Source organism: Winogradskyella sp. MIT101101 (assembly GCF_047126865.1).
Lineage (GTDB): Bacteria > Bacteroidota > Bacteroidia > Flavobacteriales > Flavobacteriaceae > Winogradskyella > Winogradskyella ouciana.
This window is the reverse complement of record NZ_CP138982.1, coordinates 794630-807995: the sequence shown is the minus strand read 5'-3', so window position 1 is coordinate 807995 and position 13366 is coordinate 794630. Positions and strand designations below refer to the sequence as shown.

The following is a 13366-nucleotide window of genomic DNA, read 5'->3' as shown; positions in this document are numbered from 1 at the left end:
TAGTAGTTTACTGAAATACTATAGGTAAATCAGAATTAGGTATTTTCACGATAATGTAAGGTTGGGTGATTACGGTTGTTGCGACTCCTTCAGGACTTAATTCAGAGATGTTCACTACAATATGTTCAGAATCAATAGAAATATTTAAATCTAAACTGTGTCCTCCAGTTGATTTAATATCATCAATTATTGCTATAACTGTGAATTCAGAGAAGTCTATATCCGTCTCTGTAAAACCGTCTGATACATTATTTACAGTGTTCATTTGATTTAATAACGAATCCCAGGAATTCTGGTCTGTAATAACGAGGTTCTGTTGATCTATATTTTCTTCTCCGGCTCCATGAAGATTTCCTTTGGCAATAAGTGTCGCTTCAACCTCAGAAGATTCGGTCTTATTTTCGCTTTCGTCACAACTAAATGAAAGGATTGAGAGTAGTATAATCAGTAGACTTTTTTTCATGACTTATGTTATTTGATTTATAATTTGCCTTACCTATTAATGAGTTGCGTCAAATCTATAGCAACTTTTTAAGCAGTATTCCCTCTAAGTTAGCTCAAAAAAATTAGAATCCCAAGTTACAATAAACCGTATCTTTACGGTCGTTTTAAACAACAAATGAGGAAACACGATTATATCATTTTAGGGGCAGGAGCCTCTGGCTTAATGCTGGCTTATCGCATGGCACAAGACACCTATTTTGATGATAAATCGATTTTAATCATTGATAAAGCAAAGGTTAAAGGTAACGACAGAACCTGGTGCTTTTGGGAAGAGGGTAAAGGTGAGTGGGACGATTTACTCACTAAAACTTGGCCTAATGTTTTCTTCGGAAGCAAAACCTATTCAGAACAGATTGATATTTCTCCATATCATTATAAAATGATCCGTAGTGAAGATTTTTATAAATCACTATGGGAAACTATACTTAAAAAACCAAACATCACCTTTATAAATGATACTGTAGATAGCTTTACTGAACTTAAAGATGGAGTACAGGTTATTACCAAAAAAGGGAGTTATGTTGGCTCAAAACTATTTAATAGTTGGCATAATCCTTCAGTGTATGAGTCTCAAAAAAAGTATCCTGTACTGCAACAGCACTTTGTTGGTTGGTTCGTAATAACTAAAGAGGAAACTTTTGATGATTCAATGGCAACCTTCATGGATTTTACTGTGCCGCAGAACGGTAATACACGCTTTATGTATGTCTTGCCAATGGATAAAAATACAGCTCTGTTTGAATACACCTTGTTTTCAAAAGATCTACTAGAAAAATCAGAATATGAGGGTGCCATTAAAAATTATTTGGAAGAACGAGGAATTGGAGATTATGAAGTTATAGAGAAAGAAAAAGGCTCTATACCAATGACGGCTTTTAAGTTTTCAGAATTGAACTCTAAACATATTTTAAACATAGGCACAGCAGGCGGATGGACAAAAGCCAGTACAGGCTATACCTTTAGGAATACAACAAAAAAAACAAAGGCTTTAATTGGGTTCTTAAAACAGGAAAGTGACTTGTCTAAATTTCATAGAAATTCAAAATTTCACTTTTACGATGCTATCTTCTTAGATGTATTGGCGAATCATAATAATGAGGGAGCGGCATTATTTTCTTCCATGTTTAAAAAGGCTGATGTTAAAACCATATTCAAGTTTTTAGATGAAGAGTCGAGTTTACTTGAAGATTCAAAGATCATTCTTTCAGTACCACCAAAACGATTTATACAGGCTTTTCTAAAGCGATTGTTTTAAGCCTCGGTGTAAACTTGTCCTCGATGAGGTTTTAACGCATCTCTAACAGGTATCATTTCAGACTCATCAACAACTAAGAAAGCAATACTGTGCATTTCACTTAAGGTTTCAACACCTGTTATAGTAATATTCAAATCGTTTATAGCAATATATTCTTTTAGATGAACCAAATGGTGCTCAGCTGTTTTCTGACTGACAGGACCTCTAAAGTCCCATATTAATTTTAGCCTACGCATTGGCAACTGAGTTGCCGTTTTCGACAAAATTTTTAAAGTTGGTCATGTATTTTTTGGTTTGTTTTTTAAAGGCCCTCGGCATTAAAAACAACATGGTATTCATTACAAAGTTTGTAGGTTCAAATTCATTTTTGCAAATCCATTTGGTGTGACCTTGTGGAGTACTTTCAAAGTAGTTCTGTTGTATGTTTCTAACACCTTTTGTGTTGTATGTAGCATGAAATTCATTTGGGAAATTTTGTTTAGTAATGGTTTCGATCAGTTCCATTTTGCGTTTGCCGAAATCGTAGTTTAGCTTCATTTTGGCTCCAAATTCACCAGGTGTACCAGAAATGTGTTCCGCACCAACCAAACCCTCTTGCCAATGCTTCATGTTTTCGGTAGAGTTCATTTTGTTTATGACCTCTTTCAGTGGTTTTTTTATTATAATTTCAGTCGTATATTTCATGTTATAACGATAAAGATTTAAAGATAAATAAAAGCACTAATACTAACTTTAATTTATCGACGTTTCTACCATTTTAGAAGTTGTAATAACCATATTGTTGATCTTCACATATCAATTAAATTATGCGTGCTCTTCAACTTGTAGAATAGGTGATTTATGTTATTTTTGCTGAACCTCTAAATTAAGAGCGTTAGGTTAAATATTGTTAAGATTTAAAGAAGAACAGATATGAAAGTGAAATTTAAATTAATGCTTTTAGCGTTGCTTGCACTGAACGTTTCTTTTTCTCAAGAGAAAGATGAAGTACTGTTGAAAGTAGATGGCGAACCTATAATGACTTCAGAATTTTTAAGGGTTTACAACAAAAATTTAGATTTAGTAAAAGACGAAAGTCAAAAGGATGTCGATGGCTACTTAAAATTGTTTACAGAATATCAGTTAAAATTAAAAGAAGCCAAACGATTAAAATTGCACGAGGATGCAAATTACCAGCGCGAATTTCTAAGATATAAAAATCAACTGACCAAGAATTACCTCTCAGAAAACAAAGTTACTGAAGCTTTGGTTAAGGAGGCTTATGACCGAAGTAATATGGACATTAATGCGTCGCATGTATTAGTAAGGTTGGACGAAAATGCTAAGGACACATTAAATGCATATAATGAAGTTTTACAGTTAAGGGAGCGTGTTTTAAATGAAGGATTTGATGCGGTAAAGAAAGACATGCACAATGGGCAAACCATTTTTTTAGAAGACTTAGGTTATTTTTCTGCATTTAAGATGGTATATAATTTTGAAACGGCAGCCTTCAACACACCAAAGGGTGAAATTTCCATGCCGTTTAGAACCCAGTTTGGTTATCATGTTGTAAAAGTTAATGACAAGCGACCATCAAGAGGTACGATTACAGCTGCGCATATCATGATTGCTTTAGAGCAAAAGGACTCACTCTTAAACCCTGAACAACGCATCAATGATATCTATAAAAAAATACAACAAGGCGAAAATTTCGAGTCTTTAGCAAAGCAATTCTCTGATGATAAAAGCTCTGCTAAAAACGGTGGAAAATTAACGTCTTTCAAAAGTGGTCAACTGAGCTCTACCGAGTTTGAAGACCAGGCTTTTGCATTAAAGAATGATGGAGATATAAGCCAACCTTTTAAAACAGAATACGGTTGGCATATTGTTAAGCGAATAGAACTTAAGCCCATTCAAACTTTTGAAGAGTTAAAACCAACACTTGAGGCAAGAGTTAAAAGAGACTCTAGGTCTAAGTTGATAAATACAGCGATGGTAAATGAGTTGAAAAAGCGTTACGAAATCTCATATAATCCTGAAGCTAAAGCCTATTTTGAGTCTATACTATCCAAAGACTTTTTTTCACGTTCATGGAGACTGCCAGAAGACTTCGATAAGGACAAGACGGTTTTCACAATCAACGATAGACCATTTACTTACAATGAATTTGGCCGTCATCTCATGTCTGCTCAGCGTGCTTATGGAAATAAAAGCGTGCCATTTTCTGTGGTCGTAGATAAAGAATTAGATAAGTTTTTTGAAAGATCGATTCTACAATATAGAGAGGATAACCTAGAGTCAGAAAATCAAGATTTTGCTAATATCCTAAAGGAATATAGAGATGGATTATTGTTGTTTGATTTAATGGAAAAAGAAGTCTGGAATAAAGCCTCAAAGGACTCAGTGGGATTAGAAGCATATTACAACAAAAATAAGTCTAAATATCAATGGAATGAAAGAGTAGAAGTGGTGATGGCTTCTTCTGCTAATGAAGCTAATGCCCAAAAGGTTTTAAAAATGATGAAAAAGGGTAAATCTCAGGAGGACATTAATGCCGAGTTGAATACGGACTCTAAAAAGAACATCATTTTCACCAAAGGCACCTACGATATAAATGATAGTAAGTTACCAACGAGCTTTGAAGTAAAGGAAGGCGTGTCTAAAATTTATGAGCACAATGATGCATTCCATGTCTTTGATGTAAAAGCTGTTTTACCAGCAGGAAACAAAAGCTTGGAAGAAGCAAAAGGTAATGTGATCAATGATTATCAAGAACAACTAGAGTCCAACTGGATAGATGGTCTTTACAAACGTTTTAGTGTTGAGGTCAATGAAGACGTGTTACAGAACGTGAAATCTAAAATTAGAAACCAATAATTTTTTTGAAAAAATCCCTCTATATATTAACCACGTGTATTTTGCTTCACGGTTGTGATTTCTTTAAAACAACTGATGATCGCGAACCCATAGCACGAGTAAACGACTCTTATTTATACAAAGAGGATGTTGCGGACGTAGTACCCGAAGGTGCAAGCAAAGAGGACAGTCTCCTTATGGTCAACGCCTACATTAATCGTTGGGCAAGACAATTGTTGCTTATGGATGGCGCTTTATTAAACCTTTCTGAAGACAAGCAAGAAGACTTTTCTAAACTGGTTGATCAATATAAGAACGACCTCTACACAAAAGCTTATTTAGAAGCTTTGGTGAAGAAAAATATAGATACGGCTGTTAACAAAAATGAAGCTGAAGTATTTTATGAGGCCAATAAAGAGTCTTTTAAACTCAATGATGATCTATTACAGTTTAGATATATAAGTTTACCCTTAAACCCAATTAATTTAGATACCATAAAGAATAGGTTTAGACGCTTCAAATTAAAGGATAAACGCTATTTAGATTCCTTGTCTGTGCAGTTTAAGAGCTATTCACTTAATGATTCATTATGGGTAAAATATAATCAGGTAGCAGAAAAAGTTCCTGTTGTAAATCAAGAAAATAAAAACCAACTGTTAAAAAAAACTAATTTCTTACAACTCAAAGATTCATTAAACCTATATTTGATGCAAGTTAATGACGTACGTTTGCAGAATGATTATGCACCTCTGGATTACGTCATGCCTTCAATAAAACAAATTGTTATAAATAAACGGAAGTTAGAGCTTATTAAGCAACTAGAAAATGATATTACAAAAGATGCAATTAAAAACAATAAATTTCAGATATATAACTAGTACAGCGGCTTTTTGCTGTATGTTCTTTTTTGGTTTTATTCATTCACAAGAAATTATTCCTGATGAAGAAACACCTAAAATAAAAGCTAAGGATAGTATTGTAAACCAAACACGGATTAAAGCCGATGGTGTGGCAGCCGTAGTTGGTGACTACATTGTTTTAGAGTCTGATTTAGATCGTGAAATTGCTCAGTTAGAAGCCCAAGGTGCGGATTTATCTGGTATAACACGCTGCGAACTTTTTGGTAGCCTTTTGGAGAAAAAATTATATGCACATCAAGCTGTTCAAGATAGTGTAATAGTTAACGAACTGTACATTCAGTCTTTAGTAGAGCAGCAAATACAAGGTATCATGGCGCAGACAAATGGCGACATGCAAGGAATGTTAGAATTTTATAAGAAGGATTCTGAAGAAGCGCTTAGGGAAGAAATGTACGAGATAAATAAGAATAATTATCTGGCTCAAGAAATGCAAACTAAGGTCATTAAAGATGTTGAAATAACTCCTGAGGAAGTAAGAACGTTTTTTAATGACATCCCAGAAGATGAAAGACCAACGTTTGGTACAGAATTAAAGGTTGCTCAGATTGTTGTTATTCCAGAGGTTACCGAAGAGGCAAAACAAGAAGTTATTGAAAAGCTTAAAGGTTATAAAAAGGATGTGGAAGAAAATGGAGCCAGCTTTACAACTAAGGCGTTATTTTATTCTGAAGATACAGGCTCTAAAAACAATGGCGGCTTATTGCCAACTATGAATAGAAAGCAACCAAGAATGGTGAAAGAGTTTAGAGATGTGGCTTTCAATTTGCAAGAAGGTGAAATTTCAGAACCGTTCGAAACAGATTTTGGATACCATATTATATATCTCGAAAAAATTAGAGGGCAAGAGTACGACGTAAGACATATTTTATTGAGACCAAAGTTGACGGCAGAAGCAATTCAGAAGGCAAAAGATGAAATAGACATGGTTAGGGAAAAAATAGTCGACGGGAGTATTTCTTTTGCAGAAGCCGCTAGAGAGTTTAGTGATGAAAAAGAGACCAAGTATGAAGGAGGTCAATTAACCAATCCTACAACACAAGACTTTAATTTTGAACTTACAAAAATGGACACTGAGATGTACACTCAGATTCAAGATTTAAAAGATGGTGAGGTTAGTCCAGTAATACAAGATGAAGATAGAATCAATAGAATTAAGTTTAAGATTATGACGGTTACGGACAGAATTAATGACCATAAGGCCGATTACTCTAGAGACTATCTAAAGATTAAGGAATTGGCATTACAGGATAAACAAATAAAAGCCATAGAGAAATGGCAGAAAGAAACCATTGCAGAGACTTACATAAAAATCAATGGTGAATACAGAGATTGTGATTACCAAAGTAACTGGCTAAAAACACAATAGAATATGTCTGATGTTACCACAATCGAAAACTTTGTAAAAAAATATAAGGCACTAAAGCAAGAAATCGCTAAAGTCATTATTGGTCAAGATGATGTAGTAGATCAAATTTTAATCTCTATATTCTCTGGTGGGCACTCGCTTTTAATAGGTGTGCCAGGCTTAGCAAAAACCTTGATGGTAAATACTATTGCCCAAGCTTTAGGTTTAGACTTTAAGCGTATACAATTTACACCAGACTTAATGCCTAGTGATATTTTAGGAAGCGAAATTCTTGATGAAAATCGTCATTTTAAGTTCATTAAAGGGCCAATTTTTGCTAATATTATTTTGGCAGACGAGATTAACAGAACACCACCAAAAACTCAGGCAGCGTTGTTGGAGGCAATGCAAGAGCGCGCTGTAACCGTTGCAGGTCACAATTATAAACTTAACTTGCCTTATTTTGTATTGGCAACCCAAAATCCAATTGAGCAAGAAGGAACATATCCATTGCCTGAAGCACAGTTGGACCGTTTCATGTTTGCGATCAATTTAGAGTATCCTTCTTTTAAGGAAGAAGTGGATGTGGTAAAAACCACAACTACAGATGTTCAGGCATCTGTAAACCCTTTGTTTACTGCACAAGAGATCATTGATTTTCAGAACGTGATTAGACGCATTCCGGTAGCAGATAATGTTATTGAATATGCAGTCTCTTTGGTGAGTAAAACAAGACCAAAAGCAGATTCTGCTGCAGATATTGTAAGGGAGTTTGTAGATTGGGGAGCAGGACCACGTGCATCGCAAAATTTAATCCTTGCGGCAAAAACACATGCTGCTACACATGGGAAGTTTTCACCTGATATAGAAAATATTCAAGCTGTTGCAACAGGAATTCTAAGACATAGAATTATTAAAAACTACAAAGCAGATGCTGAAGGTATAAGTGATGAAAAGATTATTGAAAGCCTATTTTAAATCTTATGAAAACTAGTAAAAGAAGACTTATTCCTGCAATAATCATTTTTTTGATTGGTCTTGCTTTTACCATTATTGGTACACTTTTTAAAATTCAGCATTGGACTTTTGCGAGTGAACTTTTCACAATTGGCAATCTATTTATGGTCATTGGAATTGTTGTAGCCATCCTCATATTATTGAGAATTTATAGGACAAAGCCTTAAATTCATAATTATTCTAAATAATAGAATTTATTAAATTAATATATAAATCCCTGTTTTACTGTTAATTATTCATATAATTATCAGAGATATAAATAGTTTGTGATTTATTTTTAATAAAAATGCGATTTCGTTACATATTTTTAAAAACGCTAAGGAATTCGTAATTTTGTACTGCTAAAAAATTGAATTATCAACCTCATAAAAATACTATATGGCATTTGACATTGATATGATTAAAAAGGTTTACGCTAACATGACGGAGCGAGTTGATGCTGCGAGAGAGATTGTTGGAAAACCATTAACCCTTTCAGAAAAAATTTTATACTCTCACCTGTGGGATGGCAAACCTACTAAAGCTTTTCAAAGAGGAAAAGATTATGTAGATTTTGCACCAGACCGTGTAGCGTGCCAAGATGCAACAGCGCAGATGGCACTCTTACAGTTTATGCAAGCTGGTAAACCTAAAGTTGCGGTACCAACAACGGTACATTGTGATCACTTAATCCAGGCAAAGGATGGTGCAGCTACAGATTTAAAACACGCAAACAGTACTAGTAGTGAGGTATTTAATTTCTTAGAATCAGTATCAAATAAATATGGTATAGGATTTTGGAAACCAGGAGCTGGTATTATTCATCAGGTAGTGTTAGAGAATTACGCTTTTCCTGGAGGAATGATGATTGGTACAGATTCACATACTGTAAACGCAGGAGGTTTAGGTATGGTAGCCATTGGAGTAGGTGGTGCAGATGCTGTGGATGTCATGGCAGGTATGGCTTGGGAGCTGAAATTTCCAAAATTAATTGGTGTTAGATTAACAGGTAAATTGTCTGGCTGGACAGCACCAAAAGATGTCATCCTTAAAGTAGCAGAAATTCTGACTGTAAAAGGTGGAACAGGTGCTATTGTGGAATACTTTGGACCTGGTGCACTTTCAATGTCTTGTACAGGAAAAGGAACTATCTGTAATATGGGAGCTGAAATTGGCGCGACAACATCTACATTTGGATATGACGATTCTATGGAGCGTTACCTTAAAGCAACAGACAGAGAAGATGTTGCAGCAGAAGCAAACAAAATAAGAGAATATCTTACTGCAGATGATGAGGTTTATGCAAACCCTGAGCAGTATTTCGATCAGGTTATAGATATCAACCTTTCAGAATTAGGCCCTTTATTAAACGGACCTTTTACACCAGATTTATCTACAGAAGTAGGTAAGGACATGACTGAAAAAGCACAGGCTAATGATTGGCCAATGCAGGTAGAATGGGGATTGATAGGTTCTTGTACCAATTCGTCTTACGAAGATTTGTCGAGAGCATCATCAATCGCACAACAGGCCTTAGACAAAGGACTTAAAACCAAAGCAGAGTTTGGTATAAATCCAGGATCTGAGCAGGTACGCTACACAGCAGAGCGGGACGGAATCCTTCAGGTGTTTGAAAAATTAGATGCTAAGATTTTCACTAACGCTTGTGGACCTTGTATAGGGCAATGGGCAAGATATAATGACCCTAAAAACGCCCCTAAAAACAGTATTGTACATTCATTTAACAGAAACTTTGCTAAGCGTGCAGATGGTAACCCAAATACGCACGCCTTTGTCGCTTCACCGGAGATTACAGCTGCGATTGCTATTGCTGGTAGATTGGACTTTAATCCAATGAAGGACACGTTAATCAACGAAAATGGCGAAGAAGTGATGTTAGACGAGCCAACAGGATGGGAATTACCTCCAAAAGGTTTCGACGTTAAAGAGAATGGCTATTTAGAACCTGTTGCAGATGGGAGTAAGGTAAATATTGATGTAAATCCTACATCAGAGCGTTTACAGTTATTGACGCCTTTTGAGCCTATTGGAGACTCTATCACAGGAGCAAGACTATTGATTAAAGCGTTTGGTAAATGTACAACCGACCATATTTCTATGGCAGGTCCTTGGTTACGTTTTAGAGGACATTTAGATAACATTGCTAATAATACGTTGATTGGTGCTGTAAATGCCTTTAACCAAAAGACTAATTTTGTTAAAAACCAATTAACTGGAGAATATGGAGGTGTACCAGATGTGCAGCGTCAATATAAAAAGAATGGAATCTGGTCAGTAGTTGTCGGAGACCATAATTATGGTGAAGGATCATCTAGAGAACATGCTGCCATGCAACCAAGACATTTGGGAGTAGCTGCTGTAATTGTAAAATCATTTGCGCGTATTCATGAGACTAACCTTAAGAAACAAGGTATGTTAGGACTTACGTTTGTTAATGAGTCTGATTACGATTTAATACAAGAAGATGATATGTTCAACTTTTTGGATTTAAATGAATTTGCACCAGATAAGCCATTACATGTTGAGGTGGTTCATGCAGATGGTTCTAAAGATACCATAGCATTAAATCATACTTATAATACGGCGCAAATTGCATGGTACAATAAAGGTTCTGCATTAAATTTAATTAAAGAGCAGAATAGATAATAAAGTACTTTATATATAGATTGTGAAAGGCCCTTAAAATTTAAGGGCTTTTTTTATTGTAAGGATTTGTAAAATCTTACGACATAAGCCTTAATCTAACAAAACCTTCCCTAAAAATGCAGTCAATATGGTTCTTTGACGATGTTAACCTTTTTAAGGTGCTCTGTCCACACAAGTTCAAAAAATATAAGGATTGCCACGACTTTAATTCTTACAGAAAGAGTGATTATATTTATTTTGAAGAAGACAATGCCAATAAGATTTACCTCATAGAAAGAGGGAAAGTCAAAATAGGCTATTACAAAGAAGATGGCTCTGAGATTATTAAAGCCATTCTAAGTAAAGGAGAGCTTTTTGGTGAAAAAGCCATACTGGGAGAGCAAAAAAGAGATGAATTTGCACAATCTATAGACAATAAAACGTCAATTTGTCCAGTAGGAGTAAATACAATGCACCAATTGATGAGAGACAACCAAACCTTTAGTTTTAAAGTCTATAAGTTTATTGGCTTTAAGTTTAAAAAATTAGAACGTAGGCTTCAATTATTGATGTTTAAGGATACTAAAACCCGTCTTGTAGAATTTATTAATGAGCTTTGTGCAGATTACGGTTACGATTGTGAAAAAACAGGAAATAAGATCATAAAGCATCCTTATACACAAAAAGATATAGCCTCTTTAATCGGTACTTCACGACCAACTCTCAACATCTTAATGAACGAGTTGAAGAACGATAACCATATAGATTTCAATAGAAAAGAAATAAAATTACTCAAAAATATAGCTTAGTGTTAGCTAGCTAACATTTTATCACAACTTCACACTTTAATTTTGGAATACAAATTTTAAAATAAAAAAAGTGATGATTAAAAAAATGTTTTTTGCAGCCTTGGCATTTGGTTTTTTTGCCACGTCTTGCAGTAGTGACGACGACAACAGTCCAACAAATTCTGAGTTGACTTTAAACCTGAGTGGTTTAGAAGCCTTAGGAACAGATTATGTTTATGAAGGTTGGATTATTGTAGATGGAAACCCGGTTTCTACCGGTACATTTAGTAGCGTAGTTTTTCCACAGAGTTTTTCGGTAAATACTATGCAACTAAATGAGGCCTCGGCTTTTGTGCTTTCAATTGAGCCAGCTGTTGATAATGACCCAGCACCAGCAGCCACTAAGATATTACGTGGTGAGTTTTCAGGCAGTACAGCTTCAGTTAATACGGATCTCATAGGAGATTTTAGTAATGCTTCGGGAGCCTTCTTTTTAAGAACTCCAACGGATGAGACTTCTGGTAATAATATGAATGATCAATATGGTGTTTGGTTCGGTACACCAGGTATGCCACCATCTCCAAACTTTAATTTACCGACTTTGCCAGTTGGATGGGCTTATGAAGGATGGGTTGTGGGTGACTCAGGGCCTTTATCGACAGGGACTTTTACACAATTCAATGCTGTAGATAGTGCCGCACCTTTTAGTGGCACCGCACAGGCAGGACCACCAGTGCCTGGAGAAGATTTCTTTATGAATGCACCAACAGGCGAAACGTTTCCATTGGATATTAGAGGAAGAACAGTAGTGATTTCGGTAGAGCCTGTACCAGACGATTCGCCTGCTCCTTTTGCTATAAAACCTTTAGTTGGAACTGCTGGAAATGATATCGCACCAGCAACCCATGCTTTTGGTCTAAATCTAGCGTCTTTACCTACGGGATTAGTGACCAGAAATTAAAAAGCTACATTTATTTTGTTAGATTTGAAGCGTATGTATTCTTTATTGAATAGTACGCTTCATTGATATTAATTTTTATGGTTAAACGCAAACGGGTAAATATTTCAAGTATCATATTTGTAGTAGCAATTGTTCTTCTGATAATTCCTGCAACACGTACCCACATTCAAGTGGTTTTGCATAAAGGATTGAGCTATATCAATCAATCATCACTCATTGAAGAAGGTGATAGGGTAACGGTATCATATCCCAATTGGAGTTTAAAATCAGACAATGGTGCAGTTTTAAATTTCAATGACACAAAAAATAAAGTGGTGTTGATTAATTTCTGGGCTACTTGGTGTGCACCGTGTATAGCGGAAATGCCAAGTTTGCAAAAGCTATATGAAAAATATGGTGATGAGGTTGAGTTTTTATTTGTAACTAACGAGTCTGCTAAGACCATACAGGCTTTCAAAAACAAAAAGAATTATACATTTCCTGTTTACATCAGAAGGTCTGACGTTCCAAAAGAATTAATTACAAGATCAATTCCTCGAACTTTTATCATCAATAAAAAAGGAGAGATAGTCATTGATGAATCTGGTGCTGTGGATTGGTATAGTGAAACTGTGAGAAACCAGTTAGACCAATTGCTGGCAGAGTAACCTATTTAAAATACTTAAACGGTACGATTAACATTCCAAAATTTTCACCTTTTTCCTTTCCTAAATGCTTGTGATGGATTTTATGCGCACGTCTAACACCACGTGCATACTTATTATCGATATTACGCAACCACTTAAAACGCTGATGTATAAATATATCGTGAACAATAAAATAGGCAATACCATACATTAAAATCCCCAAGCCTATAGGCAATGTGTACCATAAGCCTTCATAATTCCAGAGATAGAAGCATATTATGCTTACTGCAGCATAGAAGATGAAGAAGGCGTCATTTCGCTCAAACCAGCTATCGTGGTCTTTGTGGTGGTGGTCTTTATGGAGACTCCATAAAAACCCATGCATTATGTATTTGTGTGTAAACCATGCATTAAATTCCATAATAAAAAATGTTCCTAAGAAAATCAATATCCAAAAAACAGTTTGCATAATAGTCGTCTTTTAAAA

The 13366-nt window shown here is 35.3% G+C and carries 14 protein-coding genes; 10 read left to right on the top strand and 4 right to left on the bottom strand.

The features are described from left to right. Nucleotides 1-7: 7 nt before the first annotated feature. On the bottom strand, nt 8-463 hold the full coding sequence (locus SIB89_RS03750; RefSeq protein WP_412561214.1) for a protease complex subunit PrcB family protein: 456 nt from the start codon (nt 461-463) through the stop codon (nt 8-10). A 156-nt stretch (nt 464-619) separates the two neighbouring features. On the opposite strand from SIB89_RS03750, the gene SIB89_RS03745 reads away from it, so the two are divergent. Beyond that, nucleotides 620-1759: a lycopene cyclase family protein gene (locus SIB89_RS03745; RefSeq protein WP_412561213.1), complete on the top strand. Its 1140-nt coding sequence runs from the start codon at nt 620-622 to the stop codon at nt 1757-1759. On the opposite strand, the gene SIB89_RS03740 is transcribed toward SIB89_RS03745, so the two are convergent. Both SIB89_RS03740 and SIB89_RS03735 read right to left on the bottom strand, forming a co-directional pair. Continuing rightward, complete coding sequence (locus SIB89_RS03740; RefSeq protein WP_155089800.1) at nt 1756-1995, bottom strand: hypothetical protein; 240 nt, start codon at nt 1993-1995, stop codon at nt 1756-1758. The genes SIB89_RS03745 and SIB89_RS03740 overlap by 4 nt on opposite strands. Next, nucleotides 1988-2443 carry an SRPBCC family protein gene (locus SIB89_RS03735; RefSeq protein ID WP_155089801.1) on the bottom strand — a complete coding sequence of 152 codons (456 nt, stop codon included), beginning with the start codon at nt 2441-2443 and terminating at the stop codon, nt 1988-1990. Before SIB89_RS03735 ends, SIB89_RS03740 begins: the two co-directional genes overlap by 8 nt. A 228-nt stretch (nt 2444-2671) precedes the next feature. Here SIB89_RS03735 and SIB89_RS03730 point away from each other — a divergent pair, with 228 nt between their 5' ends. The 9 genes from SIB89_RS03730 (at nt 2672) to SIB89_RS03690 (ending at nt 12900) form a co-directional block, all read left to right on the top strand. Beyond that, nucleotides 2672-4618 carry a peptidylprolyl isomerase gene (locus SIB89_RS03730; protein WP_412561212.1) on the top strand — a complete coding sequence of 649 codons (1947 nt, stop codon included), beginning with the start codon at nt 2672-2674 and terminating at the stop codon, nt 4616-4618. Between the two features lie 5 nt (nt 4619-4623). Then, nucleotides 4624-5475 carry a peptidyl-prolyl cis-trans isomerase gene (locus SIB89_RS03725; RefSeq protein WP_412561211.1) on the top strand — a complete coding sequence of 284 codons (852 nt, stop codon included), beginning with the start codon at nt 4624-4626 and terminating at the stop codon, nt 5473-5475. Then, nucleotides 5423-6883, top strand: coding sequence for a peptidylprolyl isomerase (locus SIB89_RS03720; RefSeq protein WP_412561210.1), 1461 nt, complete (start codon nt 5423-5425; stop codon nt 6881-6883). Before SIB89_RS03725 ends, SIB89_RS03720 begins: the two co-directional genes overlap by 53 nt. 3 nt (nt 6884-6886) lie before the next feature. Then, on the top strand, nt 6887-7840 hold the full coding sequence (locus SIB89_RS03715) for an AAA family ATPase (RefSeq protein WP_412561209.1): 954 nt from the start codon (nt 6887-6889) through the stop codon (nt 7838-7840). 5 nt (nt 7841-7845) lie between these two features. Further along, nucleotides 7846-8046, top strand: a complete 201-nt coding sequence (locus SIB89_RS03710; RefSeq protein WP_412561208.1) for a GldL-related protein — start codon at nt 7846-7848, stop codon at nt 8044-8046. Nucleotides 8047-8257: 211 nt separating this feature from the next. Next, on the top strand, nt 8258-10525 hold the full coding sequence (locus SIB89_RS03705) for an aconitate hydratase (RefSeq protein WP_412561207.1): 2268 nt from the start codon (nt 8258-8260) through the stop codon (nt 10523-10525). Nucleotides 10526-10641: 116 nt separating this feature from the next. Continuing rightward, on the top strand, nt 10642-11313 hold the full coding sequence (locus SIB89_RS03700) for a Crp/Fnr family transcriptional regulator (protein ID WP_412561206.1): 672 nt from the start codon (nt 10642-10644) through the stop codon (nt 11311-11313). Between the two features lie 73 nt (nt 11314-11386). Beyond that, nucleotides 11387-12253: an anti-sigma factor gene (locus SIB89_RS03695; RefSeq protein WP_412561205.1), complete on the top strand. Its 867-nt coding sequence runs from the start codon at nt 11387-11389 to the stop codon at nt 12251-12253. A gap of 77 nt (nt 12254-12330) precedes the next feature. Beyond that, the gene (locus SIB89_RS03690; RefSeq protein WP_412561204.1) at nt 12331-12900 is read left to right on the top strand and encodes a TlpA family protein disulfide reductase; all 570 of its coding nucleotides are present in this window, start codon (nt 12331-12333) and stop codon (nt 12898-12900) included. 1 nt (nt 12901) lies between these two features. On the opposite strand, the gene SIB89_RS03685 is transcribed toward SIB89_RS03690, so the two are convergent. Then, nucleotides 12902-13348, bottom strand: a complete 447-nt coding sequence (locus tag SIB89_RS03685) for a sterol desaturase family protein (protein WP_155089810.1) — start codon at nt 13346-13348, stop codon at nt 12902-12904. Nucleotides 13349-13366: the final 18 nt, after the last annotated feature.

Coding starts and splice junctions, on each gene's coding strand:
- SIB89_RS03695 (WP_412561205.1), top strand. CDS start 11,387: ATGATTAAAAAAATGTTTTTTGCAGCCTTGGCATTTGGTTTTTTTGCC.
- SIB89_RS03750 (WP_412561214.1), bottom strand. CDS start 463: ATGAAAAAAAGTCTACTGATTATACTACTCTCAATCCTTTCATTTAGT.
- SIB89_RS03685 (WP_155089810.1), bottom strand. CDS start 13,348: ATGCAAACTGTTTTTTGGATATTGATTTTCTTAGGAACATTTTTTATT.
- SIB89_RS03735 (WP_155089801.1), bottom strand. CDS start 2,443: ATGAAATATACGACTGAAATTATAATAAAAAAACCACTGAAAGAGGTC.
- SIB89_RS03705 (WP_412561207.1), top strand. CDS start 8,258: ATGGCATTTGACATTGATATGATTAAAAAGGTTTACGCTAACATGACG.
- SIB89_RS03720 (WP_412561210.1), top strand. CDS start 5,423: ATGATATTACAAAAGATGCAATTAAAAACAATAAATTTCAGATATATA.
- SIB89_RS03690 (WP_412561204.1), top strand. CDS start 12,331: ATGGTTAAACGCAAACGGGTAAATATTTCAAGTATCATATTTGTAGTA.
- SIB89_RS03740 (WP_155089800.1), bottom strand. CDS start 1,995: ATGCGTAGGCTAAAATTAATATGGGACTTTAGAGGTCCTGTCAGTCAG.
- SIB89_RS03710 (WP_412561208.1), top strand. CDS start 7,846: ATGAAAACTAGTAAAAGAAGACTTATTCCTGCAATAATCATTTTTTTG.
- SIB89_RS03715 (WP_412561209.1), top strand. CDS start 6,887: ATGTCTGATGTTACCACAATCGAAAACTTTGTAAAAAAATATAAGGCA.
- SIB89_RS03730 (WP_412561212.1), top strand. CDS start 2,672: ATGAAAGTGAAATTTAAATTAATGCTTTTAGCGTTGCTTGCACTGAAC.
- SIB89_RS03745 (WP_412561213.1), top strand. CDS start 620: ATGAGGAAACACGATTATATCATTTTAGGGGCAGGAGCCTCTGGCTTA.
- SIB89_RS03700 (WP_412561206.1), top strand. CDS start 10,642: ATGCAGTCAATATGGTTCTTTGACGATGTTAACCTTTTTAAGGTGCTC.